The following is a 22277-nucleotide window of genomic DNA, read 5'->3' on the forward strand; positions in this document are numbered from 1 at the left end:
GGGGGCTGGCCGGCTGCCGCAGGCTCGGGCTGATGAACACGCAACCGACACCCGGCGTCCCGGTGACCGACGCCGCCGTGGCCGACCGGATCGACGTGGCACTGGTCCGCCGACTGGTGGCCGAGCAGTTCCCGCGGTGGGCGTCGCTTCCGGTCCGCCCTGTCGCTGTCGACGGTTGGGACAACCGCACCTTCCACCTGGGCGCGGAGATGACAGTGCGGCTGCCCAGCGGCGCGGGGTACGCCCTGCAGGTCGACAAGGAACAGCGCTGGCTGCCGGTGCTCGGGCCACAGCTACCGGTGCGGATCCCCGTTCCGCTGGCTCAGGGCCGACCCGGGGCCGGTTACCCGTACCCGTGGTCGGTCTACCGGTGGATCGACGGGCAGACCGCCGCAGCTGAGCGGATCGACGACCTGACCCGGTTCGCTACCGACCTCGCCGCCTTCCTGCGCGCCCTGCGTGGCATCGACGCCACCGACGGCCCGCAGGCCGGCCCGCACAGCGCCTGGCGGGGCGGCCCGCTGTCCACGTACGACAGCGAAACCCGGGCCGCCATCGAGGCGCACCGCGACCGGTTGCCCGCCGACGTCGTCACCGGCATCTGGCAGGCCGCCCTCGACGCCACCTGGACCGGCCCGGCGCTCTGGTTCCACGGCGACGTCGCGGAGGGCAACCTGCTGGTCCGCGACGGTCGGCTCGCCGCGGTCATCGACTTCGGCTGCTGCGGTGTGGGCGACCCGGCCTGCGACACCGTGATCGCCTGGACCCTGCTGCGCGGCCCCAGCCGGGCGGCCTTCCGGGCGGCGCTCGGTCTGGACGACGGCACCTGGGCGCGCGGACGGGGCTGGGCGCTGTGGAAGGCGCTGATCACCCTGGACGATCACGACCCGGCCAAGGCCGAGCGGGCCGGGCACGTACTCGGCGAACTCCTCGCCGAACACACGGTGGCCCGCTGAACCCGTACGGTGTGGCCATGGCCAGTTGGGACGACGTCCGTCGGATCGCGCTCGCGCTGCCCGAGGCCACCGAGCGGGCCTCGTACGATGGGCTGCCGGCCTGGCGGGTGCGCGACAAACCGTTCGTCTGGGAGCGACCGCTGCGGCGGCCTGATCTCGACGCGCTCGGGGCCGCACCTGACGGCCCGCTGCTCGGCGTCCGAGTGGCCGACCTCGGCGTCAAGGAGGCCCTGCTCGCCGACGATCCGTCGGTCTACCTGACCACCCCGCACTTCGACGGCTACCCGGCGGTGCTGGTCAGACTCGACCGGATCAGCCCGTCCGAGCTGGTCGAGGTCATCACCGACGCGTGGTACGCGCGGGCCCCGAAACGGCTGGCCGCCGCCCACCGCGCCGACCAGGAGCCGACCAGGCCCGGGTGAGCTGCCGCTGCGCCCACCACTGGCGGGCCCGCGTCACCGGATCGAGGTCAGGCTGGCCGGGCCGCCCAATGGTCGGTTAGCGTGCCGGCATGCCATCGACGCTCACCGAATCGACGGACCCGTACTGTCTGCGCCCCGGGGAGGCCGCCCAACTGCTGCACGGGCACCCGTGGCGGCGGTTCGTGGCGCTCGGCGACAGCGTCGTGGAGGGCATGTGTGAGCCGACCCCGGGTTACCCGGACGTGCAGTGGGTCGACCGGGTCGCCGCCGAGCTGACCGCCGTGCGCCCCGAGTTGGCGTACCGGAATCTGGGTCGACGGGGGCTGCGCGCCCACCAGGTGCGGGCCACCCAGCTCGCCCCGGCGTTGGCCTTCGCACCGGATCTGGCCCTGGTCGTCTGCGGGGGCAACGACGCCTTCCACCCGGCGTACGACGCGGCGGCGGTGGACGTCGAGCTGACCGCGATGATCACCGCGTTGCGCGACGTGGGCGCCGACGTGATCACGGTGGGCATGTTCGACGTCTCGCACAGCCCGGCGGTGCCCGAGCACCTGCGGGCCGGCCTCAGGGAACGAATGCGCCGCCTCTCCGCCCACACGGCCACCCTGGCCGAGCGCCTCGGCACGGTCCACGTCCACCTGACCGACCATCCCCTGACGGCCGACCCCACCCTCTACAGCACCGACGGCCGCCACGGCAGCGCCCGCAGCGACGCCATAGCAACAACCGAAACCCTCCGCGCCCTCTCCCTCTCCCTCTCCCATTCCCGCTCCCACTCCCCCCACCGCCCCGGACCCGCGCCCGTCACCGGTGATCAAGAGGTTTCGGTCACCGAGCCCGGCGTGTCGTGACCGAAACCTCTTGATCACCGGGAGGAGGGGGGTCAGGTTTTCAGGAGGACTCCGGTCAGGAGGACGCCGTGGGCGAGGTTGAGGACTCCGTCGCAGCCGGGGTAACCGACCCGCGCCAGGCCGCCGGAGGCCCTGCGGCCGAACAGGTACGGGGCCAGGGAGTACGGGACGTCGGCGGTGACCGTCTCACCGGTCTCGATCTGGACGAAGTCCATCGACACCCGGTCGGTCGGCAGGTACTCCTGAAGGATCGCGCCGCCCTGGCCGACGGCGGCCCGCACACCGTCGGCCCAGTCCGTCGCGCTCAGCTCCGGACCGAGCAGCACCCCGTGCCCGGCCGAACCGTCGGCCGGCTTCGCCACCACGGTGGCCTGCTCGGCGATGGCCCGGTCGAGCACCGCGGCGGTCAACGGCACCGTGTACGGCACGTGCCGGCGGATCAGCGCCTGGTCGTCGGCGGGCAGCCCGGCCACGTCCTCCCACAGCCAGGCGAAGGTGACCTTGTTGCCGAGCAGCCAGGCCGCCGCCGACACGAACATCGGTAGCGTGCCGGCGGCGAGGGCCCGGGCCACCGCGTCCAGGCCGGCGGTCGGAGTGACCCGGTTGGGCACGAAGAGCCGGAACAGCGCGTCGACCGGCGCGCCGTCGACGACCAGGCGGTGATCGGCGTCCACCGTGGCGGTGGAGACCGGGGCGATGACCAGGTCGATGCCGAAGTCCCGGGCCCGTACGGCGAGGGGGTCGAGGATCCGGATGAACGTCTGCGGGTCGTCCAGGCCGGGGTAGTCGGCGTCGAAGTCCATCAGCAGCGCCACCCGGGCGCCCTCGGGCAGCCGCAGCTCGTCGCGGATCGCCACGAACCGCTGGTCCAGCAGGGACGGGGCGGCCCGCACCGGCAGCTCGTCGAGGATGCCCTGGTCCTGGTAGAGGCGCGCGTACCGCTGGATGACGGTGTCGGCGTCGAACCCGCCGCCGAGGCTGCTGTCGATGTTGTACTCGACGAACTTCGGCACCCCGCCGGAGAAGATCACATCCGGTCGGTACGCGGCCAGCAGTGCCTCGGTCAGCGGCTCGGCCTCGTCCAGCAACCGGGTCTCCCCCGCCGGCACGCCGAGCAGCCGGCGCAGCTCCCCGGCGGTACCGGCGCGACGACGGCAGGCGTCGAGGATGAGCTGCGCCAACCGGTCGCAGACCTCGTTGAGCTCCCGCCAGGCGTCCGCGGTGAGCACCGGGGGCCGGGCCAACCGCCACTGCTTGTTGTAGGTGGCCCGGCCGTGGAAGACCTGCTCCCAGGCCGCCGCCCCACTGGCCACCATGGCCCGACGGGCCGGCTCCGGCAGCTCGGCCCAGGCCCGGCCGACCGCCGGCCACTGATAGTTCGGGTCGATCATGATGAGTCCTTCACGGTCAGGTGGATGGCGGTGACGAGGTGGTCCCGGCCGGGTTGCACGGCGCGGTCCAGCGCCGGGGCGAACGGCAGCACCGCCCCGTCCGGTCGGGTGACCCGGCGCGGCGGGGCGAGCAGCCGGACCCGCTCCACCACCGAGGCGATGATCTCGGCGGCCATGCCGCAGGAACGGTTGCCGTCGTCGAACACCACGAGTCGCCCGGTGCGGGTGACCGACTCGACGAGACCGTCGATGTCGAACGGGTACAGGGTGCGCGGGTCGAACACCTCCACCGAGACCTGATCGGCCATCTCCTCGGCGACCGCGAGCGCGTCGTGCACCAGGTGCCCGATCGCGACCACTGTGACGTCGCAGCCGTTGCGGTGGATCCGGCCCCGGCCCAACGGCACCGGCGCCAGGTCGTCGACGTCGTCGCGCACGTCCATCGCCGCGGCCGGCGCGAACACCACCACCGGGTCGTCGTGGCGGATCGCGGTGACCAGCAACCCGTACGCGTCGGCCGGGGTGGCCGGCACGACGGTGACCACGCCGACGTGCGCGAAGAGGCTGTACGGGTGGTCGGAGTGCTGCCCGGCCCACCCGGTCCGCGAGCCGGAGCCGGGCACCAGGTAGGTGACGGGGACACGGCACTGCCCACCGGTCATCAGCGGGAACTTGTGCGCGTGGTTGACGATCTGCTCGAAGACGAGGAACAGCAGCGACGGGATCTGAAACTCGATCACCGGCCGCAGCCCGGCCAGCGCCGCCCCGGTGGCGAAGCTGGTGAACGCCTGCTCGGACAGCGGGGTGTCGCGGACCCGTTCGGTCCCGAACCGCTTGGCCAGCCCGGTGGTCACCAGCGACGCGCCGACCTGGATGTCCTCGCCGAGCAGGAACACCGCCTCGTCGTGGGCCAACTCGTCGGCGAGCGCCCGGGTCAACGCCCGCCGGTACGACAGTCGCGGCACCTCACCCACCTCCGGTGCGTACGGTCAGGCCACTGGCGTACAGGTAGGCCAACGCGTCGGCCGGGTCGGGTTCGGGGCTGTCCAGGGCGAACCGCACCGCCGCGTCGACTGTCGCCTCGACCTCGGCGTCCACTGCTGCCCGGTCGGCGTCGGCAAGCCGTGAGCCCTGAATGTCCACCGGGTCCCGGGCCCGGCCCCGGGTCACCTCGTCCGGCGGCCGGTAGTCGAGGCGTACCGCGTGTTCGAAGGTGTGGTGGGCGTCGAAACGGTAGGTCCGGGCCTCGATCAGCTCGGGGCCACCGCCGGCGCGCATCCGGTCGACGGCGGCGGCCGCGGCGGCGCGTACCGTCTCGGGGTCCTGGCCGTCGACCTCGACGGCCGGGATGTCGAACGCGGCGGCCCGGCCGGCGATGCTGCCGGCCACCGCGCCGGCGACCGGCATGGTGGTGGCGTAGCCGTTGTTCTCGCAGACGAACAGCACCGGCACCCGCCAGAGCGCCGCCAGGTTGAACGCCTCCAGCAGCATCCCCTCGTTGACCGCGCCGTCGCCGAAGAAGCTCACCCCGACGGTGTCGTGGCCCTGCCGTCGCCGGGCCCAGACCGCGCCGGTGATGATCGCCCCGGAGGCGCCGACGATCGCGTTGGCGCCGAGCACGCCGATGCTCAGGTCGGCGGCGTGCATCGAACCGCCCCGGCCGGCGTTGAGGCCGGTGACCCGGCCGCACAGCTCGGCGAGCATCCGGGCCGGGTCGGCGCCGCGCGCCAGCACGTGCCCGTGCCCCCGGTGGGTGCCGGCGAGCACGTCGTCGGCACCCAGCGCCGCGCAGACGCCGGCGGCGACCCCCTCCTGGCCGAGGTACGGGTGGATGCCGCCGACGATCTGCCCGCCGTGGACCAGCTCCACCGCCCGTTCCTCGAACCGGCGGATCAGCCGGACCGTGCGGTAGAGCCGGACCCTGTCGGCGTCGGTCACGCCGGCCCCTTGATGGCGGCGAGGATGTCGTCCCAGAGCCGGGCCCGAGCGGCCAGCGCGGTGTTGACGGTGTCGGCGCACTCCTGCCACTTGCTGTCGTCGTCGCCGCACAGGTCGGCGAGCATCTGCATGGCCATCGGGGTGTGCTGTTCGCCGTCGACCTCGATGTGGCGTTCCAGGTAGTCGACGAACGTGTGCAGCCGGTTGCTGACCTCGTTGACCGAGACGACCTGGGTGAACATGTCCGGGATCAGGTCCTCCCGGCCGAACGCGAAGGCCGCCGCCTGACAGTGCACCGGGGTCGACTCGATGATCTGCCAGGTGGTCGCCGCGAACCTCGCCGACGCGGCGGGCACCCCCGCCTCGGTGAGCGCCTCGGTGACCGGACGACCGGCGCGCAGCAGCTCGATGAGGGCGTTCACCGCCGTGGTGTCCGCGCCCGCCTCGGCCATGCCCCGCACGTACAGCTCGAAGTGGCTGATGTAGCCGCCGCCCAGCTCGTCGCTCTCCTCGACCATGACGATGTCGTTGATGAGGCGACGACTGCCGGTCGGGCCGGTGGGGATCCACGGCACGCTGACGCAGGTCAGCTGCCGCTGCAAGGACTTCAGCAGGGACATGAAGTCCCAGACCGCGAAGACGTGGTGCTCCATGAAGGTGACGAGCGCCTGGTGGGTGTCGAGGTTGGTGTAGAGCGGGTGCTTGACCACGGCGTCGCGGCGGTCGGTCACCGCCCGCTCCAACCGCTCGATGCCCGGGTGCGTCCTACCCCAGTCGTACCGTGACATGTCAGCCTCCCTGCTGGGCGCGGTGGCGCCAGATGACCGGGCAGTAGTCGGGGTCCGCGTAGTCCGGCCGCCCGTCGTGGGTGCGGCGGACCAGCACGTCGTGGTTGTACGCGGCGAGCGTGCCGTCGGAGAGCGGGTACTCCCGCCAGGCGTTGTCGCCGTCCTGCAGGTGCAGCGAGATCGCCTGTCGGGGGCGACCGCTGACGTTGGGGCCGCTGCCGTGGTAGGTGCGGCAGTGGTGGAAACTCACGTGTCCCTTGGGGATCACCATCGGGATCTTGCGGATCTCCGCGCCGTTGTACGCGGCGTTCTCGGCCAGCATCTCCTCCAGCTGGCTGCGGTCCCGGTCGGCGAAGTGTCGTACCACCGTGTCGTCCGCGCCGATCTCCTTCCACCGGTGCGAGCCGTCGACCATGGTGATGGTGCCCATCTCCTCCCCGCAGTCGTGGAAGGGGATGAACGCGGTGAGCATCTTCTCCGACGACGAGGACGCCCAGTAGTGCTTGTCGAAGTGCCAGGGCACGATGTTGCTGGGCTCCCCGTCGATCGGCGGCTTGTAGATCAGGGTGGACTGGAAGACCCGGATCTCGTCGGCCTGGGCCAGCCGGGCGGCGACCGCGCCGATCAACGGTTTGCGCAGGATCGCGCCGAGCCCGTCGTGCTCGTGGTGGACGTAGTCGTTGTGCCGCTGCACCGGCCCCCTGGACGGGTCCCAGTAGGCGAGCTTCGGTGGGCGTACCGGAAGCCGGCGGTCCCGCTCACCGTCGTAGTAGCGCGCCGCCGCGGCGGCGAGGGCGTCCACCTCGTCGTCGGTGAAGATCTTCTTCGACAGGTACCAGCCGTGCTCGGCGTAGTGCCGCACGTCATCGTCGGACGGCAGCAGCTCCCGCTCCTCGGCGGTCAGCGTGGGCTCGTACTCCGTAGCGGTCATGCCCCCACCCCCTGTGGGGTGGCCGCCACGGCGGCCAGTTCCCGCTCCTTGGCCTCGTAGAGCGCCTTGATGTTGCCGCTGCCGAAGCCCCGCGCGCCGCGCCGCTCGATCAGCTCCAGGAAGAGCGTGCGGCGCACGTGCATCGACTCGGCGAAGATCTGCAACAGCTGACCGTCGTGGTCGGAGTCGACAAGCACACCCAGCTCGCGCAGTCGGTCCAGCGGGGCGTCCACCCGGCCGACCCGCGCCTCCAGGGCGTCGTAGTAGCTGGCCGGGGTGCCGGCGAAGCGCACCCCGCGCCGGCCCAGCGCCTCCACGGCGGCGACGATGTCCTCGGTGCGCAACCCCAGGTGCTGCACTCCCCCACCGGCGTGCTGGTCGAGGAACGCGTCGATCTGCCCCGGCCGCCGGGTGCGGTCCGGTTCGAGCAGGACCACGGTGACCCGCCCGGACGGGCTCTGCACCACCTTGGAGTTCATCCCCTGCCCGTCGACCTCGATGTGCTCCTCGAAGATCTGCGCGAAGTCGAACAGCGCCTCGAAGTGCCGGACCGTCTCGTCGAGCTGACCGGGCGGCACGCAGACCGCCAGGTGGTCGATCTCGGCGAGCACCGGCGGGTGGTTGTCGTTCGCCGAGGCCGCCGGGGTGATGGCGCCGGGCAGGAACTCAGCCTTGTCGCCCCGGCGCTGCACCAGCCGGTGCCGCACGTCGGCGAAGCCGTCCACCTCGGCGATCACCACCTCGGCGTCCGCGCCGGTGCGGGTGGTCGGCGGCGTCACGCCGGTCGCGCCCCGACCCACCAGCTCGGCGTACGCGGCCGACACGTCGTCGACCCCGACCGCGACGACAGCGATGCCGTCACCGTGGCGCTGCACGTACCGGGCCGCCGGATGCTCTGCGCTCAGGCCGGAGGTGAGCAGCAGTCGGATGTCGCCGTGGCAGAGCAGCAGTGAACGCTGCCCTTCCAGCCCGGTCTCCGGGCCACCCTGGCCACAGATCTCGAAGCCGACGGCGGTGCTGAAGTAGAAGGCCGCCTGCCGGGCGTCCCCCACGTAGAGTTCGATGTGGTCGATACCACTGATGTCCATGCCCCTGAAACCCCTCCCACACAGTTCCCCCCGCGTTGCCGTCCGGGCGCGCCCGCCCGGGATGCCGCCTCGATCACCCCCTCGGCTCGGCGACGCGCGCCAGCACCAGGCTCACGTTCTGGCCGCCGAACCCGAACGAGTTGGTGACCGCGTACTCCGGGTCGGCCTTGCGGGGCGCGCCACGGATGTGGTCCGCCGGGCAGGCCGGGTCCGGGTCGTCGAGGTGGTACGTCGGCGGCAGCAGCCCCCGACCGAGCGCCACAGCGGTGACCGCCGCCTCCACCACCCCGGAGGCGCCGAGCAGGTGACCGGTGAGCGCCTTGGTGGAGCTGACCGGCACGCCGCCGACGCCGAAGACGTCCGCCAGTGCGGTGGTCTCCGCGATGTCACCGAGCTTCGTGCCGGTGCCGTGCGCGTTGACGTAACCGACCACCGCCGCCGGCACACCGGCGCTGCGCAGGGCCCGGCGGATGCACGCCGCCGCGCCGGCACCGTCCGGTCGGGGGGCGGTCGGGTGGTACGCGTCAGTCGTCGCGCCGTGCCCGGCCACCTCGGCGTACCCGGTGACGCCGCGCGCCGCGGCGTGCTCGGCGCGCTCCAGCACCAGCAGCGCGGCGCCCTCGGACAGGACGAAACCGCTGCGGGAGGTGTCGAACGGTCGGCTCGCCCGGCCCGGGTCGGTGCCGGCGCGCGCCAACGCCCGCGCGTTGCCGAAGGTGTCGGCGAAGGTCGGGAACAGCGGTGCCTCGCTGGCCCCGCACAGCACCAGGTCGGCTTCCCCGGTCGCGATGAGCCGGACCCCGTCGGCGATCGCCTGGGCGCCGGAGGCGCAGGCGGTGCCGACCGACGAGCTGTAACCCCGGATGCCGTGGGCGATGGCGATCCGCGCCGCCGGCATGTTCGGCAGGATCCCGGTGAGCAGGTACGGGCTGACCGCCGCCCGCCCCCGGGCCGCGCGGGCCAGCACCTGCGACTCCAGGGTGGCCATCCCGCCGACCCCGCCGACGATCACACCGATCCGGTCGGGATCGACGTCGCGGCCCACCTCGATGCCGGCGTCGGCGAGGGCGTCGGCGGCGGCGATCAGGGCGAGCACGACGATCCGGTCCAGGACCCGGGCCTCCGGCCCGGACGCGACGGTACGCGGGTCGATGTCGGGCAGCACGCCGGCGACATCCAGCGACTCCCGCGCCGGGTGCCCCTCGGCCGGACGGGTCAGCCCGGACCGGCCGGTGGTCAGGGCGTCGAAGGTCTCCTCGACCCCCCGCCCGACCGGGGTGAACAGCCCCATCCCGGTGATCAGCGCGGTCACGAACGCGCCTCGGTGAGGTAGCGCTCCCGCAGGACCACCTTGCGGACCTTGCCGGTCACGGTGACCGGGATGTCGGCGGAGCGTACCGGCACGACCCGGCGCAGGGTGGCGCCGACGTCGGCACCGAGGGCGGCGCGGACCCGCTCGGTGCGGTCCTGCGCCTCGTCCGCGCCGGCGGCCAACTCCAGCAGCACGTCGGTGACCACCACCCCGGCCTCGGCGACGATCACCACTGTGCAGTCGGTGACGTCCGGGCAGGCGGCGAGGATCCGCTCCTCGGACAGCGCCGTGTAGAAGCGCCGCCCGTCACCCGCGTCGACCGAGTCCACCGCCCGGTCCAGGTGGTAGTAGCGGCCGTCGGCGTCGGCGCGGACCAGGTCACCGGTGAGGTACCAGCCGCGCTGGCGGAAGCGGTAGGTGGTGACCGAGTCGTTCCAGTAGCCCCGGAACAGCGACGGCGAGTCGATGCCCAGGAAACCCACCTCGCCGACCGGCACCGGCTCACCGTCGGCGTCGAGCACCGCGACTGTGGCGAACTGGTACGGGCGGCCGATGCACCGGCCGTACCGGTCGGTGTCGGCGCGGTGGGTGATGTGGAACATCGAGTGCCCCATCTCGCTGGAACCCAGCCCGTCGATGAAGACCGACCCGGGCACCTTCGCCACCCCGTCACGGGTGACGGTGTCGTGCCAACCGACCGCCACGAGGCGGCGGATGTGCGGCTCGTGCGAGGCGTCTCCGGTGTTGAACCACAGCCGCACCGAGTCCAGGTCGTACCCGGACAGGTCGAAGCGGGCCAGCTCCGCCCAGGTGACCGAGAAGCCGAACACCCCGTCGGGGCGCCAGCGTTGGATCGCGTCCAGCACCTGCTCGCCGCCCTGCTCGGACAGCAGGAACATCTGCGCGCGGTTGCCCAGCGCCTGGTTGACCATCAGCACCGTCGCGGTGTGCGGTGCGGGCAACGCGTTGAGGATCCGGGTGGTGCCCTGCGCCTGCGGCATGGTGAGCAGGTGCCGGGTGGCCGCGAAGAGGCTGGCGTGTGAGTGCAGCACCGCCTTGGGCACCCCGGTCGTCCCGGAGGTGTGGGTGATGACGATCGGGTCGTCCGGGTGGTGCCGGTAGTGCGCCGGCGCGGCGGCCGGGTCGCCCGTGCCGGCCTGCGCGGGGGTGCCGAGCAGCGGCACGCCCAGGTCGTGCCCGGCCAGCAGCGCGGTGTGCGCGTCGTCGGCCAACACCCCGACGCCCCGCAGGCGGCGGATGTACTCGGCGGCGATCTCCGGGCGGAGCTTGCCGTTCATCAGCGCCGGGATCGCGCCGAGGCGGGCCAGCGCCAGGAAGCTGAGCACCATGTCGGCGGCGGCGGTGGCCCAGACGGCGACCGGGTCGCGGGGGCGTACCCCGTGTTCGTGCAGCCAGGCGGCGCGGGCGGCGACCCGTTCGTCGAGCTGCCCCAGCGTCAGTGGCGTCTCGGCGGGGTGCCCGTCGACGGCGGTGTCGAAGGTCAGGCCGGGCCCGTCCGGGTCGGCGCCGTGCGCCAGCACCCGGGCCAGGACGTTGCCCGCCCCCAGTTCGGTGTCGGCGGCCAGTGCGCCGCGCAGTCCCCGTTTCCTCATGGTCGTGCTCCTCCCCCCAGCAGCACCGCGACCGCCTCGGTCGGCCCGTCGGGTGCCTGTTCGATCAGGATCAGCAACACCTCGTCGGCGTCACCGTCGTCGCGTAGCAGGTCGGCCTCGGCGACACCGTCGGTGTACGGGTCGCCGGTCGGGCTGAGACAGACCACCGGACCGCGCAGGCCCCACCGGGCGGCGATGTGCCCGGCGACGCTGTTGGGCACGGACTGGAAGAAGAACAGCGGGCCGACCTGCCCGCCGGCCTCGACGGTCGCCCGTACGTGTCGGGCGCTGGCCAGGTCGCCGCTGGCGCTGACCAGCACGATCCCCGTGCGCACCTCGGGTGGCACCTGCTGGGTGCCGTACCCCCGCCGTAGGCACCGTTCGGCGACGGCCACCACCACCGGTGCGAAGTCCGAGTGCACGAACCCCGGCACCCCCGCCACGCCGCCCTCGTCCCCGACCTCCGGCCACCAGGCCCTCGCCCGCTCCCCCGCCCCCGCCCTCGCCCTCTCCCTCTCCCTCTCCCTCTCCCCCGGCGATCTTGAAGTTTCGGTCGTCGTTTCGGGCGCTTGGTCGGATTCGTCGGGACAGAAAGTGCACGATCGCGGGGAGTTGGCGGCGGTCATCCGACGCCGACCAGGAGCGCGGTGTTGGCGCCACCGAAGGCGGCGTTGAGGGTGAGGGCGTGGGTTGCCGTCGTGCGGCGTGGAGCGGTGGTGATGACGTTGAGTGGGCACGCCTCGTCGGGGCCCCGCCAGCCGGCGTTGACCGGCAGCTCACCGTGGCGCAGCGCGAGGGCGGTGACCACCAGTTCGAGCAGCCCGGACGCCTCCAGCGCGTGCCCGTGCACCGACTTCGTGGAGCTGACCGGGACCTCGGTGGCGCGCCCGCCGAGGGCCCGGCGCAGTGCGGCCGCCTCGGCGGCGTCGCTCTGCGCGGTGCCGGTGGCGTTGGCGTTGACGTAACCGACGGCCTGCGGTGTCAGCCCGGCCCGGCGCAGCGCGCCGCCGACCGCGCGGGCCAGCCCGGTGCCGCCGGGCTCCGGCTGGCAGGGGTGGAACGCGTCACCGGCCCGTCCCCAACCGGCCACGGTGGCCACCGGATCGGCGCCACCGGGTCGTCGCCCGCTGCTCGACTCCAGCACGACCGCGGCCACGCCGTCGCCGAGCAACAGCCCCCGCCGGCCGGCGCTGAACGGGCGGACCGCCCCGTCGACCGCGAGGGCGCGACCGGCGTCGAAGAGCGCGAACTGGTCCGGCTCCACCAGGTAGCCGGCGGCGACGACCACCCGTTCGACGTCACCGCGGGTGATCTGAGCGGCGGCGTCGGCCACCGCCGTGCTCGCCGACACGCAGGCGCTGGTGTAGACCCGGGTGTGCCCGGAAAGGCCACATCGGGCGGCGAGCTGACCGGCGAGCACGGCCGGGGCCGGGCCGGTGGCCGGTCCGCCGTGGACGGCGAGCAGCAGGGCGCACCCGGTGCGGCCCTCGCGGTCCAGGCCGGCCGCCCGGCAGGCCTCGTCGATCGCGGCGGCCAGCTCGTCGGGCAGCGTGCCGACCTCGGGCACTGTGGCCGCCACGGTGACCCGACGGGCGGCGGTGTCGAACCGGCGTACCGGGCCGAAGGCCGGCACACCGGCCAGCACGCCGGCAAGCTGCGCGTCGGCGCCCCGACCGAGGGCGCTGACGGCGTACACACCGGTGAGCTGGGCGACGCGCGCCTCAACCATCTGTGGGGGCGGTCAGCGACGCCCGGAACACCGCCAGGGCGTCGTCGACGGTACGGATGCCGGCCAGCTCGTCGTCGGCCAGGTCGAGTCGGCGTTCGTAGCGCTGCTCGACGAGGTGCACCAGCCAGGCGAGCTCCATCGAGCCGATCCGGTCGGACACCTCGGCGGCTGGTTTCGCGGTGAGTTCGGCGAGCATGCTCAGCAGGTCAGCTCGCCCCAGATCGGGCTGACCGCTCATCAGACCGGGTCGCTCGTGGCCTCGGCGACACGCTTGGCGACCATTGTGGTGAACTCGCCGACAGTCATCAGGGCCAGCTGCTCGGACTCGTCGTCGGCGAACGTCACGCCGTAGCGGTCCTCGACTCGGACGGACAGGTCGGCCAGGGCGAGAGATTCCAGGTCGACGCCGGACGGGCCGAGTGTGGTGTCGTCGTCGAGCCCCTCGACGTCGTAGTTCATGTCGGCGAGCTGCTCGACGACGAAGGCGCGGACCTCGGCTCTCATGGATACCCTCTCTGCGTGGGCCAGCTGACGGTGTCCGGTCGGGACACCGCCTACGTGTGGGTCGGCCGGGACACCGGCGGTCAGCCGGATCCGGCCGCTGTGCTGTTGCGGCGGGCGGGTGCTCTGCTGCTCGGCCGCGCGGAGACCGCCGTGGTGCTGACGCACGACAGCGCGGGACGGCCGGTGGTCCGGGTCGACGAGGTGACCGGACCGGTCGAGCTGGCGGTCAGCGTCAGCCGCACCGCCGGGCTGGTGGTGGTCGCCGCCCGTCGGGGCGGCGCGGTCGGGGTGGACGTGGAACGGATCCGCCCGCTGCCGGCGCTCGCGCTGGCCCACCGCTGGTTCCCGCCCGCCGAGCTGGCCTGGTTGGGCGATCGGCCCGAGGCTGGCCGGACGGTGGACTTCCTGCGGTTGTGGACCGCGAAGGAAGCGGTCGGTAAGGCGCTCGGGCGGGGGTTGCGCGACGGCGGGCTGCGCCGGTTGATGCCGACGCCGGGGCTGTCGTTGCGGCTGGTGCCCGGCGTCGAGCCCGTACGGGTCGGTCACCCGCCGCTGGGCGAGGGCCTGGTCCTGGCGGTCGCCGGGTACGCGGCCACGCGGGTCGACGTCGAGGTGGTGCAGGGGCCCGGTCACGGGCTGACCGCCGAGCGCAGCGCGTCGGTCGAGCGGACCAGCTTGCCGGTGGTGGTGCGGGGCAACTGATCGAGCAGGTGCAGCGTCCGGGGCCGTTTGTAGCCGGCCAACCGTTCGGCGAGGAGCTTGTCCAGCGTCTCCTCCGACAGCGGGCCGTCGGGTTGGACGTACGCGGTGATGCCGTCGTCCCAGACCACCACCGCGGCGGCCACCCCGGTCAGCTCGGTGACGGTGGCCTCCACCTCGGTCAGGTCGACCTTCATCCCGCCCACGGAGACCTGCGAGTCGAGTCGACCGCGTACGGTGACCAGGCCGGTGTCCTCGTCGACGGTGCCGGCGTCGCGGGTGTGCAGCCAGCCGTCGGACCAGCGGGTCGGGTCGCTCAGCCCGACGTACGGCGACGCGGGGCAGGACACCCACAGCTCACCGCCGCGCTCGCGGACCTCGATGCCGGGCGCGGGGGCGATCGACGGTCGGTGTGCGCCGTGCAGGTCGGTGCCGATCACCCCGACCTCGGTCATCCCGTACATGTTGCCCAGGGGCACCCCGTACCGGTCGGTGAACGCCCGGGCGACGGCGGCGGGCACGAGTTCACCCCCGGTGGTCATCCGCCGCAGCTGCGGCAGGGGCCCGGCCGGTCGGGTGGAGGCGAGCAGTCCGATGTGGAACGGCACGCCCAGCACGGTGGCCGGTGTGGTGCCGGCACTGATGGCGGCCAGCACGGCGTCGCCGCTGAGCCGCTCGGGCGGGACCAGCTCGACCCCGGCGTGCAGCCCGTAGAGCAGGCCACCGACCAGGCCGAGCACGTGCACCATCGAGGGCAGCAGGATGATCCGCTCGCCGGGCAGCGCCACCCCGTCGATCCGGGTGTAGCGGTGCACCTCGGCGACCAGGTCGGCGGCAGTGCGGCCGATCACCTTGGACGGTCCGGTGGAGCCGGAGCTGAGCTGGATCACGGCGTGACCGCTGACCGCCGGACGGTCGGCATAGCGGGTGACGCCCTCGGTGACGTCGACGAAGATCTTCAGCGCGCCGCCGCCGGTCCGCAGTGGAGCGATCACCACCTGCGGGGTCAACCGGAGCAGCGCGCGGTCCACCTCGTGGTCGGTGAGCCGGTGGTCGAGCAGGATCGCCTGACCCCCGGCCCGCCAGGTGGCCAACAGGTTCACCACGTACGCCAGGGACGGTGGCAGCCGCAGCGCGGCGGCGCCACCGGGGCGCAGTCCGGCGGCGGTGAGCCGGTCCTGCGCGGCGGTGACCAGGCGGTGCAGGGTGGCCCGATCGATCGGCTCGGGCAGTCGGAGACAAACGTCGGTCGGGCGGCCCGCGAACAGGACTTCGTCCACCCAGCCGGGGTCTGTCGCCGTAGGATCTTCTGCCGTCACTGCCGTTCACCGCCCAGCACGAAAGAGGGCGAATCCGCCCATCAGGTACGCTTGTCGGGGTGCTGCGGGGAACCATACGACGCCACCATTGCCATTGCTAGATGCAAATGGATGGATCAAAAGCAGCGGCCAGCCGGATTGCCGACAGCCCGTTCGGCGGACAGAATCGGGCGGGTGACCCGGCACAGCGTCACCGAGGCATGACGCCTCGTACAACCGTCGCGCGCCCTCAACCGGACGGCCGATGGCGTCGGTCGCCGGCTGGCCCGACGAGGGTGGTGCGTCGCGCCCCGCCGGCTGCTGCCCGGCCGCCGTGGGCGCGTTCGGCGATGCGGGTACGCGCGCTAGTCCGGTTTGATGCTGGCGAGTTGGACCAGCAACTGAACGAGCCGGTAGGCCTCGGCGACGTCAACGGCGCGGAAGGCGACCGTCCGCCCGCCGCCGACGCGGGCCACACCCGGCACCAGCACCGCGAGGTCGACCATGTACGGGCCGTAGAGGTCGACCTCGACGTGCAACGGCCCGGCCATCGTCACCGGGGGAATCGAGGCGCGCCGGGCGATCGCGTCGGCGGCGGCGTGACGCAGCCGCTCCCGCGCCTCCTGCGGATGCAGCGCCACCGCGGCGGCCTGGCCCACTGTCTGCTTGACGGCGACGGTGACCACCGAGGGCACCAGCTCACTGAATTCCGCGCAGGCGGTGTCGTCCCCGCTGAGCAGAACCACCGGCACGTCCAGGTGCCCCGCCATGGCGACGTTGAGGCCGATCTCGCCCAGCGATCGTCCGGCCACCCGCACGTCGAGGATGGCGTCGCTCATCGTGTGCGCCAGCACGGCGGGCCCGGCACCGGCCCGGGCGTGATAGCCGATGAGCAGGACGGCATCCGTGCCCTCGTCCAGCCCGGCGAGCATGCCCAGCGGGCGGGGTCTGCCCCGCACCAGGTGGGCACGCCGGTCGAGGTCCTCCGGCAGGAGGTTCCGGAACGTTCCGTGCGCGTCGGCGACCCACACCACCGCGCCGGGTTCAGCGTCGAGAACGCCGGCGATCGCCGCGTTCGCCTCGGCCGTCATCAACGCCCGGCCGCGCTCATAGTCGTACCGATCCGGGTTCGTCTCACTGGGATGCACAACCCCCGAGAGGCCTTCCATGTCCACAGAGACCAGCACCTTCATAAATCCCGAACCTACGCCCCCGCGCGACCCCGCCCCACCGCGCCGATCTTGCACTTTCGGTTGTCGAAACGGGTGGCATGTCCCCTATGCCGCGACACCAAGTGCAAGATCGCGGCGAGGCGAGCCGTGGGGGCGCGGACGGTCAGGTTAGGGCTGGGGTTTGGGCGTGGATGTGGAAGCGCAGGGAACGGGCGTCGGTGAAGCACTCCCGCATCGGGCGGACGAGGTCCCGGTGTTCGGGGCTGCGTTCCCAGTTCTCGAAGTCGGCGAGACTCGCCCACTCACTGGTGATCAACCACTGCTCCGGGTCGGTCGACGAACGGCACACCTGGTCGACGAGGTGCCCCGGCACGCCACCGGCGACCAGGTGCCGCACCTGCTCGTACGCGGCGAGGAACGCCTCGGTGCGCGGCACCGGCACCCGTACCAGGAAGACCACCCGGGCCCGCTGCTCGGTCATGACGGCTCTCCCCTCATCGGCGCGGCCCCGCGCAGGACCAGCGCGCTGTTGAATCCGTCGAAGCCCCGCGCACACACCAGCGCGAGCCGGCTGCGCGGCCGGCGGTGCTCCCGGAGGAAGTCCAGCTCGCAGCCCTCGGCCACCTCGTCCGGGCCGGCCGACGCGGGCAGCGTGTCGTGGGCGAAGGCGAGCAGCGCGGTGGCCACGTCCAACGCCGAACCGCCCTGGTACGCCCGACCGGTCAGCGGTTTATGGGTGGTCACCGGCGGCGGCCGGTCGGCGAACACGGCCCGCAGGGCCTCGGCCTCGCTGCGGTCGTAGCGGGGCACCCCGAGCGCGTCGGGCAGCACCACGTCGATGCCGGCCGCGGCGACACCCGCCCGGTCGAGGGCCAGGCGCATGGCGCGCGCGTACTGGGCCGGGTTGCCGGCACTGTCGGCGGTGGTGTGCGCGGCGTCGTGGGTGGACCCCCACCCGCTCACCTCGCCGTAGACCCGGGCACCCCGGGCCAGGGCGTGCCCCAGCTCCTCCACCACGAACACCGCTCCGCCCTCGGCCGGCAAATAGCCGCTGGCCGTGGCGTCGAACGGCCGGTACGCCCGCTCCGGGTCCGCGACGTCGCTGAGCAGCCCCGAACGCAGCTGGCAGGCCAGCGCGTACGGGCTCAACGGGCACTCGGTGGCCCCGGCGATCACCACCGGGGTGCCCCGGCGTACCGCACGGGCGGCGTGCGCCAGGCTGTCCAGCCCACCGGCCGACTCCGCGACCAGCACCCCGCTCGGGCCCTTGAACTGGTGGTGGATGGAGAGCTGCCCGACGCTGGCCGCGTAGAACCAGGCGATCGACTGGTACGCCCCGACCGTGCGTGACGTGCCGCCCCACAGGCGCTGCAGCTCCCGCTGACCGAACAGGTTGCCGCCGGACGAGCTGGCCAGGGTCACCGCGTAGCCGTACGGGTCGGGTGCCCGCTCGGGCAGGCCCGCGTCGGCCAACGCCAGCCGGGTGGCGGCGAACCCGAGGTGGGTCCACCTGTCGGTCTGCACCAGCTGCCGGCTGTCGGCGTACGAGTCGGCGGTGAACCCGGGCACCTCCCCACCGAAGCGGGTCGGGTAGCCGGACGGGTCGAACAGGGTGATCGGCCCGGTCCGGCGGGTGCCGGCGAGCACCGTACGCCAGTGCGCGTCCGCGCCGATGCCGCTGGGCGCGACCACCCCGATGCCGGTCACCACCGCCCGGGACGTCACGCCGCCACCGCGCCGACCATCCGACGGAACACCATCGCCGACTGGAAACCGCCGAACCCGCTGCCCACCGAAAGGGCCACGTCCACCGGGACCTCCCGGGCCTCGTTGGGCACGTAGTCCAGGTCGCACTCCGGGTCCCGGGTGCTCCAGTTCGCCGTCGGGGGCACCACACCGAACTCGATGGCGAGGGCGCACGCGGCCATCTCGATCGACCCGATCGCGCCGAGCGAGTGCCCGACCATCGACTTGATCGAGCTGATCGGCACCCGGTACGCGGCCTGGCCCAGCGCCCGCTTGAACGCGGCCGTCTCGTGCCGGTCGTTCTGCCGGGTGCCCGAGCCGTGCGCGCTGATGTAGGAGACCTGCTCGGGCAGGATCCGACCCTGCCGCAGCGCGTCGGTGACGGCGAGGCCCATCTCCAACCCGTCCGGGCGCAGCCCGGTCATGTGGAAGCCGTTGCTGCGGCTGGCGTAGCCGGCCACCTCGCAGTAGATGTGCGCCCCCCGCCGCCGGGCGTGCCCGGCCTCCTCCAGCACCAGCACCGCCCCACCCTCTGCCAGCACGAACCCGTGCCGGTCGGCGTCGAACGGGCGCGAGGCGTGCGCCGGGTCGTCGTTGTCCGGACTGGTCGCCTTGATCGCGTCGAACGAGGCGACGGTGACCGGCGAGATCGGCGAGTCGGACGCGCCGGCCAGCATCACGTCCGCCTCACCGTCCACGATCATCTGATGGGCGTACCCGATGGCGTCGATGCCGGAGGTGCAACCGGTGGACACCACCTGCGCCGGGCCGTGCCACCCGTGCCGGCAGGCCACGTCCGCCGCAAGGCTGCTGGGCACCAACGCCTGATAGAGGTACGGGCCGCCGCGCGCCCCGTCCACCAGCCAGCGCCGGCCGTGCTCGCTCACTGTGACGTACTCCTGCTCCAACGCCATCGTGCCGCCCACCGCGGTGCCCAGCACCACCCCGGCCCGGTCGCGTTCCGCGTCGGTGAGCACCAGTTGGGCGTCGGCCACCGCCTCGGCGGAGCAGGCCAGCGCGAACTGCACGTACCGGTCGGCCCGGCGTCGCTCGGTCTCGCTGAGCCCCGCCGCTACCGGGTCGAAGTCGCACTCCGCCGCGATCTGCGACCGGAACGCCGACGGGTCGAAGAAGCTGATCCGCCGGGTGGCGGTCCGCCCCTCGGTGATGGTCTTCCAGAAGCGGTCCCGGCTGGCGCCGCCCGGGGCGACCACCCCGATCCCGGTCACCACCGTGCGGCGCCCAGTCATGATCCGCCCCGCTGTTCGACCAGTTCGGTGTCGACGTGGCCCAGCTCGGGGCGGGGGGCGAGCGGGCCCAGGTGGAAGACCACCTCGGCCGGTTCGACGCCGGTGTTGCGCAGCCGGTGCCGCACATTGACCGGAACGAACAGCCCTTCACCGGCGGCCAGCAACGTCGGTTGGTCGTCCAGGTCCACCGTGATCGCGCCGCGCACCAGGTAGAGGAACTCCTCGCTGTACGGGTGGTAGTGCTCGGCGATCCGCTCCCCCGGCGCGAGGGTGGCCACCCCGAGGAAGCCCGAGGTGCTGCCGACGGTGCGGGGGCCGAGCAGCACCCGCAGCTCACCGCCGCGCCGACGGTCGGCGGGGACGTCCCGGGCGGCGATCGGGCGGGTGCTCAGGTCACTCATCGTCGGCCTCCGTCGACCCGTCGCCCACCGAAACGCCCTGGTCGGCGCGCTGCCGGGCGATCCGCTCCACCCGGTCCTTGATCACCGCGAGTTGGATCACGCTGTTGGTGTTGATCCGTTCGGTCATCGCGGCGTTGTCGACCGGCGCGGTGGGCTTCATCGCGAAGTCCTGCGTCCAGGTCATCCGGGTGCCACCGGCCTCCTCGGTGTAGCGCCAGTGGATGCGCATGTACTCGAACGGCCCGGTCTCAACCCGGTGCGCCCGGACCTGCCTGCTCACCGGGTCGGCGGTGCGTTCACTGACCCAGCTCCAGGTCGTCCCGTTCTCGTCGGGGTACATGGTGAGCCGGAACCGCACCGTGTGACCCTCACGGTGCAGGATGTCCACCACGGCGTACTCGGTGAACAGCTCGGTCCAGTTCGCCACGTCGTTGGTGACCTCCCAGACCAGCCCGAGGGGCGCGTCGATGACCACGCTGTTCTCGGTGTGCCCGGGCGGGTCGGTGCGGCGGGCGACCAGGTCGGCGACCGCCGGGATGCTCAACTGCCCGGCCTGCTCGGGGATGCTCACCTGCCAGCGGTCGGCGACCACGGCGGACAACTCCAGCAGGGCGAGTGAGTCCATGCCCAACTCCTCCAGAGACGCCGCGGGCGCCCGGGCCGCGGCGTCGGCGTCCAGCCCGCAGTGCGCCACCAGGATGTCGGTGATCTCGGCGGTCATCGGGCGACCATGGGTGACGGTCATCGGGTCCTCCTGTGTGTTGCGTCGGGATCTGCGGCGGGCGCGGTGCGCGGTGCGGGGGTGGCCGTCGCCTGGTCTGTCGGCTTGGCGAGCAGACGGTCGACCAGGCCGGTGGTGTAGCGGCCCTTGCGGAATGCGGCGTCGTCGAGCACCCGCCGGACGAACGGGATGGTGGTGTGCACGCCCGGGCCGGCGACATCGAACTCGTCCAGGGCACGTTCCAGCCGGTTGAGGGCCAACTCCCGGTCGGGCGCCCAGACGATCACCTTGGCGAGCAGGGAGTCGTACCAGGGGCCGACCAGGTAGCCGGCGCTGGCGTGGGTGTCCACCCTGGTGAACGGGCCGCCGGGTGGCGTGAACCGCTCCAACCGCCCGGGGGTGGGGGCGAAGTCGCGTCCGGGGTCCTCGGTGTTGACCCGGCACTCCACCGCGACGCCGTGCAGGCGGATCTCCTCCTGACGCCAGCGCAGCGGCACCCCGGCGGCGATGTGCAGTTGCTCGTGCACCAGGTCGATTCCGGTGACCATCTCGGTGACCGGATGTTCCACCTGGATCCGGCAGTTGATCTCCAGGAAGTGGAACTTCTCCTCGGTGTCGACCAGGAACTCCAGGGTGCCGGCGCCGACGAAGCCGACCTGGAGCGCACCCCGCAGTGCGGTCTCGGCGATGGTGTCGAGGACGGCGGCGGGCAGCGCCGGGGCGGGCGCCTCCTCGACCAGTTTCTGGTGACGCCGTTGCACCGAGCAGTCCCGGGTGCCCAGGTGCACGCCATTGCCGTGGGCGTCGCAGAGCACCTGCACCTCGACGTGGCGCGCCTCGGTGAGGTACCGCTCGACGTACACCCGGTCGTCGCCGAAGGCGGCCTGCGCGGCGGCCCTCGTGCGGGCGTACGCCCGGCGCAGCTCACCCGGGGTGCGCACCACTGTCATCCCACGGCCCCCGCCACCGGCGGCGGCCTTCACGATCACCGGGTAGCCGACGGCCTCGGCCACCTCGGCCGCCGCGGCGGCGGTCGGCACCGGCGCGACGCTGCCCGGCGACAGCGGCAGGCCGGCGCGGCTCATCAGGGCCCGGGCCGAGGACTTGTCGGCCAGCGCGGTCATCACCGCCGGCGGCGGTCCGATGAACGTCAGCCCGTTGTCGGCGCAGATCTCGGCGAAGTCGGCGTCCTCGGAGAGGAACCCGTAGCCGGGGTGCACCGCCTGCGCGCCCACCTGCCGGGCCGCCTCCACGATGGCGGCGGCGTTGAGGTAGCTGCGCCGACTCGACGCGGGTCCGATGCGGACGGCCTGGTCGGCGAGGCGGACCGCCGGCGAGTCGACGTCGGCCGCGGAGTAGACCACCGCCGTTCGCACGCCGAGTTCCTTGCAGGCGCGCAGCACCCGCAGCGCGATCTCGCCCCGGTTGGCGATCAGCACGGTCTCGAACATGGTCAACCACCCCGCG

23 protein-coding genes and 1 pseudogene are annotated in these 22277 nt (G+C 73.0%); 4 read left to right on the forward strand and 20 right to left on the reverse strand.

Translation table 11 applies throughout. The features are described 5' to 3' along the window. Positions 1-32 precede the first annotated feature (32 nt). The 3 genes and pseudogenes from AB0C03_RS07970 to AB0C03_RS07980 form a co-directional block, all read left to right on the forward strand. Positions 33-956 carry an aminoglycoside phosphotransferase family protein gene (locus AB0C03_RS07970; protein WP_357635389.1) on the forward strand — a complete coding sequence of 308 codons (924 nt, stop codon included), beginning with the start codon at positions 33-35 and terminating at the stop codon, positions 954-956. A 17-nt stretch (positions 957-973) separates the two neighbouring features. Further along, positions 974-1378, forward strand: coding sequence for an MmcQ/YjbR family DNA-binding protein (locus tag AB0C03_RS07975; RefSeq protein WP_357635392.1), 405 nt, complete (start codon positions 974-976; stop codon positions 1376-1378). An 89-nt stretch (positions 1379-1467) separates the two neighbouring features. Continuing rightward, positions 1468-2127: pseudogene (locus tag AB0C03_RS07980) on the forward strand (SGNH/GDSL hydrolase family protein); the annotation flags it as partial. A 134-nt stretch (positions 2128-2261) separates the two neighbouring features. On the opposite strand, the gene AB0C03_RS07985 reads toward AB0C03_RS07980, so the two are convergent. The 12 genes from AB0C03_RS07985 to AB0C03_RS08040 all read right to left on the reverse strand — a co-directional run bounded on the left by AB0C03_RS07985 (position 2262) and on the right by AB0C03_RS08040 (position 13523). After that, the gene (locus AB0C03_RS07985; protein WP_210860157.1) at positions 2262-3620 is read right to left on the reverse strand and encodes an ATP-grasp domain-containing protein; all 1359 of its coding nucleotides are present in this window, start codon (positions 3618-3620) and stop codon (positions 2262-2264) included. Next, on the reverse strand, positions 3617-4585 hold the full coding sequence (locus tag AB0C03_RS07990; protein ID WP_210860164.1) for an alpha-ketoacid dehydrogenase subunit beta: 969 nt from the start codon (positions 4583-4585) through the stop codon (positions 3617-3619). Before AB0C03_RS07990 ends, AB0C03_RS07985 begins: the two co-directional genes overlap by 4 nt. Before the next feature lies 1 nt (position 4586). Beyond that, a complete protein-coding gene (locus AB0C03_RS07995) occupies positions 4587-5558 on the reverse strand; it encodes a thiamine pyrophosphate-dependent dehydrogenase E1 component subunit alpha (RefSeq protein WP_357635395.1) in 972 nt (323 codons plus the stop codon). Next, a complete protein-coding gene (locus AB0C03_RS08000; protein WP_030333003.1) occupies positions 5555-6346 on the reverse strand; it encodes a DUF3050 domain-containing protein in 792 nt (263 codons plus the stop codon). The genes AB0C03_RS07995 and AB0C03_RS08000 overlap by 4 nt, the downstream gene beginning before the upstream one ends. Position 6347: 1 nt before the next feature. Then, positions 6348-7277, reverse strand: a complete 930-nt coding sequence (locus tag AB0C03_RS08005; protein ID WP_030333001.1) for a phytanoyl-CoA dioxygenase family protein — start codon at positions 7275-7277, stop codon at positions 6348-6350. Further along, entirely contained in the window at positions 7274-8365 is a 1092-nt protein-coding gene (hppD, locus tag AB0C03_RS08010; RefSeq protein WP_036411597.1) for a 4-hydroxyphenylpyruvate dioxygenase, read from the reverse strand. Before hppD ends, AB0C03_RS08005 begins: the two co-directional genes overlap by 4 nt. 73 nt (positions 8366-8438) lie before the next feature. Continuing rightward, complete coding sequence (locus tag AB0C03_RS08015; protein ID WP_357635400.1) at positions 8439-9677, reverse strand: beta-ketoacyl-[acyl-carrier-protein] synthase family protein; 1239 nt, start codon at positions 9675-9677, stop codon at positions 8439-8441. Further along, positions 9674-11290: a class I adenylate-forming enzyme family protein gene (locus AB0C03_RS08020; RefSeq protein WP_030332996.1), complete on the reverse strand. Its 1617-nt coding sequence runs from the start codon at positions 11288-11290 to the stop codon at positions 9674-9676. The genes AB0C03_RS08015 and AB0C03_RS08020 overlap by 4 nt, the downstream gene beginning before the upstream one ends. Beyond that, the gene (locus tag AB0C03_RS08025) at positions 11287-11733 is read right to left on the reverse strand and encodes a beta-ketoacyl synthase chain length factor (protein WP_357635403.1); all 447 of its coding nucleotides are present in this window, start codon (positions 11731-11733) and stop codon (positions 11287-11289) included. Before AB0C03_RS08025 ends, AB0C03_RS08020 begins: the two co-directional genes overlap by 4 nt. Positions 11734-11912: 179 nt before the next feature. Beyond that, positions 11913-13019 carry a beta-ketoacyl synthase N-terminal-like domain-containing protein gene (locus AB0C03_RS08030; RefSeq protein ID WP_357635406.1) on the reverse strand — a complete coding sequence of 369 codons (1107 nt, stop codon included), beginning with the start codon at positions 13017-13019 and terminating at the stop codon, positions 11913-11915. Next, positions 13012-13257, reverse strand: a complete 246-nt coding sequence (locus tag AB0C03_RS08035; protein ID WP_210860253.1) for an acyl carrier protein — start codon at positions 13255-13257, stop codon at positions 13012-13014. Before AB0C03_RS08035 ends, AB0C03_RS08030 begins: the two co-directional genes overlap by 8 nt. Further along, complete coding sequence (locus tag AB0C03_RS08040; protein WP_030332988.1) at positions 13257-13523, reverse strand: acyl carrier protein; 267 nt, start codon at positions 13521-13523, stop codon at positions 13257-13259. The genes AB0C03_RS08035 and AB0C03_RS08040 overlap by 1 nt, the downstream gene beginning before the upstream one ends. A 15-nt stretch (positions 13524-13538) precedes the next feature. Between AB0C03_RS08040 and AB0C03_RS08045 the strand changes: the two genes are divergently transcribed. Beyond that, positions 13539-14225 (forward strand): 4'-phosphopantetheinyl transferase family protein, encoded by a 687-nt coding sequence (locus AB0C03_RS08045; RefSeq protein ID WP_030332986.1) that lies wholly within the window; start codon positions 13539-13541, stop codon positions 14223-14225. On the opposite strand, the gene AB0C03_RS08050 is transcribed toward AB0C03_RS08045, so the two are convergent. The 8 genes from AB0C03_RS08050 to AB0C03_RS08085 form a co-directional block, all read right to left on the reverse strand. Next, entirely contained in the window at positions 14153-15502 is a 1350-nt protein-coding gene (locus AB0C03_RS08050) for a class I adenylate-forming enzyme family protein (protein WP_357635411.1), read from the reverse strand. The two genes, AB0C03_RS08045 and AB0C03_RS08050, sit on opposite strands and share 73 nt — an antisense overlap. A 383-nt stretch (positions 15503-15885) precedes the next feature. After that, positions 15886-16713 carry a M55 family metallopeptidase gene (locus tag AB0C03_RS08055; protein ID WP_357635414.1) on the reverse strand — a complete coding sequence of 276 codons (828 nt, stop codon included), beginning with the start codon at positions 16711-16713 and terminating at the stop codon, positions 15886-15888. Positions 16714-16855: 142 nt separating this feature from the next. Continuing rightward, positions 16856-17173 carry an antibiotic biosynthesis monooxygenase family protein gene (locus AB0C03_RS08060; protein ID WP_030332980.1) on the reverse strand — a complete coding sequence of 106 codons (318 nt, stop codon included), beginning with the start codon at positions 17171-17173 and terminating at the stop codon, positions 16856-16858. Then, a complete protein-coding gene (locus AB0C03_RS08065; protein WP_030332978.1) occupies positions 17170-18417 on the reverse strand; it encodes a beta-ketoacyl synthase N-terminal-like domain-containing protein in 1248 nt (415 codons plus the stop codon). Before AB0C03_RS08065 ends, AB0C03_RS08060 begins: the two co-directional genes overlap by 4 nt. Continuing rightward, a complete protein-coding gene (locus AB0C03_RS08070) occupies positions 18414-19688 on the reverse strand; it encodes a beta-ketoacyl-[acyl-carrier-protein] synthase family protein (protein WP_030332977.1) in 1275 nt (424 codons plus the stop codon). The genes AB0C03_RS08065 and AB0C03_RS08070 overlap by 4 nt, the downstream gene beginning before the upstream one ends. Further along, the gene (locus tag AB0C03_RS08075; protein WP_030332975.1) at positions 19685-20089 is read right to left on the reverse strand and encodes a cupin domain-containing protein; all 405 of its coding nucleotides are present in this window, start codon (positions 20087-20089) and stop codon (positions 19685-19687) included. The genes AB0C03_RS08070 and AB0C03_RS08075 overlap by 4 nt, the downstream gene beginning before the upstream one ends. Then, positions 20082-20834, reverse strand: coding sequence for an SRPBCC family protein (locus tag AB0C03_RS08080; RefSeq protein WP_210862849.1), 753 nt, complete (start codon positions 20832-20834; stop codon positions 20082-20084). Before AB0C03_RS08080 ends, AB0C03_RS08075 begins: the two co-directional genes overlap by 8 nt. Continuing rightward, the gene (locus AB0C03_RS08085) at positions 20831-22261 is read right to left on the reverse strand and encodes an acetyl-CoA carboxylase biotin carboxylase subunit (protein ID WP_357635418.1); all 1431 of its coding nucleotides are present in this window, start codon (positions 22259-22261) and stop codon (positions 20831-20833) included. Before AB0C03_RS08085 ends, AB0C03_RS08080 begins: the two co-directional genes overlap by 4 nt. Positions 22262-22277: the final 16 nt, after the last annotated feature.

It is taken from the genome of Micromonospora parva, from assembly GCF_040649675.1.
Classification (GTDB): domain Bacteria; phylum Actinomycetota; class Actinomycetes; order Mycobacteriales; family Micromonosporaceae; genus Micromonospora; species Micromonospora parva.

Coding starts and splice junctions, on each gene's coding strand:
- AB0C03_RS07970 (WP_357635389.1), top strand. CDS start 33: ATGAACACGCAACCGACACCCGGCGTCCCGGTGACCGACGCCGCCGTG.
- AB0C03_RS07975 (WP_357635392.1), top strand. CDS start 974: ATGGCCAGTTGGGACGACGTCCGTCGGATCGCGCTCGCGCTGCCCGAG.
- AB0C03_RS07985 (WP_210860157.1), bottom strand. CDS start 3,620: ATGATCGACCCGAACTATCAGTGGCCGGCGGTCGGCCGGGCCTGGGCC.
- AB0C03_RS08000 (WP_030333003.1), bottom strand. CDS start 6,346: ATGTCACGGTACGACTGGGGTAGGACGCACCCGGGCATCGAGCGGTTG.
- AB0C03_RS08005 (WP_030333001.1), bottom strand. CDS start 7,277: ATGACCGCTACGGAGTACGAGCCCACGCTGACCGCCGAGGAGCGGGAG.
- hppD (WP_036411597.1), bottom strand. CDS start 8,365: ATGGACATCAGTGGTATCGACCACATCGAACTCTACGTGGGGGACGCC.
- AB0C03_RS08020 (WP_030332996.1), bottom strand. CDS start 11,290: ATGAGGAAACGGGGACTGCGCGGCGCACTGGCCGCCGACACCGAACTG.
- AB0C03_RS08030 (WP_357635406.1), bottom strand. CDS start 13,019: ATGGTTGAGGCGCGCGTCGCCCAGCTCACCGGTGTGTACGCCGTCAGC.
- AB0C03_RS08035 (WP_210860253.1), bottom strand. CDS start 13,257: ATGAGCGGTCAGCCCGATCTGGGGCGAGCTGACCTGCTGAGCATGCTC.
- AB0C03_RS08040 (WP_030332988.1), bottom strand. CDS start 13,523: ATGAGAGCCGAGGTCCGCGCCTTCGTCGTCGAGCAGCTCGCCGACATG.
- AB0C03_RS08055 (WP_357635414.1), bottom strand. CDS start 16,713: ATGAAGGTGCTGGTCTCTGTGGACATGGAAGGCCTCTCGGGGGTTGTG.
- AB0C03_RS08060 (WP_030332980.1), bottom strand. CDS start 17,173: ATGACCGAGCAGCGGGCCCGGGTGGTCTTCCTGGTACGGGTGCCGGTG.
- AB0C03_RS08070 (WP_030332977.1), bottom strand. CDS start 19,688: ATGACTGGGCGCCGCACGGTGGTGACCGGGATCGGGGTGGTCGCCCCG.
- AB0C03_RS08075 (WP_030332975.1), bottom strand. CDS start 20,089: ATGAGTGACCTGAGCACCCGCCCGATCGCCGCCCGGGACGTCCCCGCC.
- AB0C03_RS08080 (WP_210862849.1), bottom strand. CDS start 20,834: ATGACCGTCACCCATGGTCGCCCGATGACCGCCGAGATCACCGACATC.
- AB0C03_RS08085 (WP_357635418.1), bottom strand. CDS start 22,261: ATGTTCGAGACCGTGCTGATCGCCAACCGGGGCGAGATCGCGCTGCGG.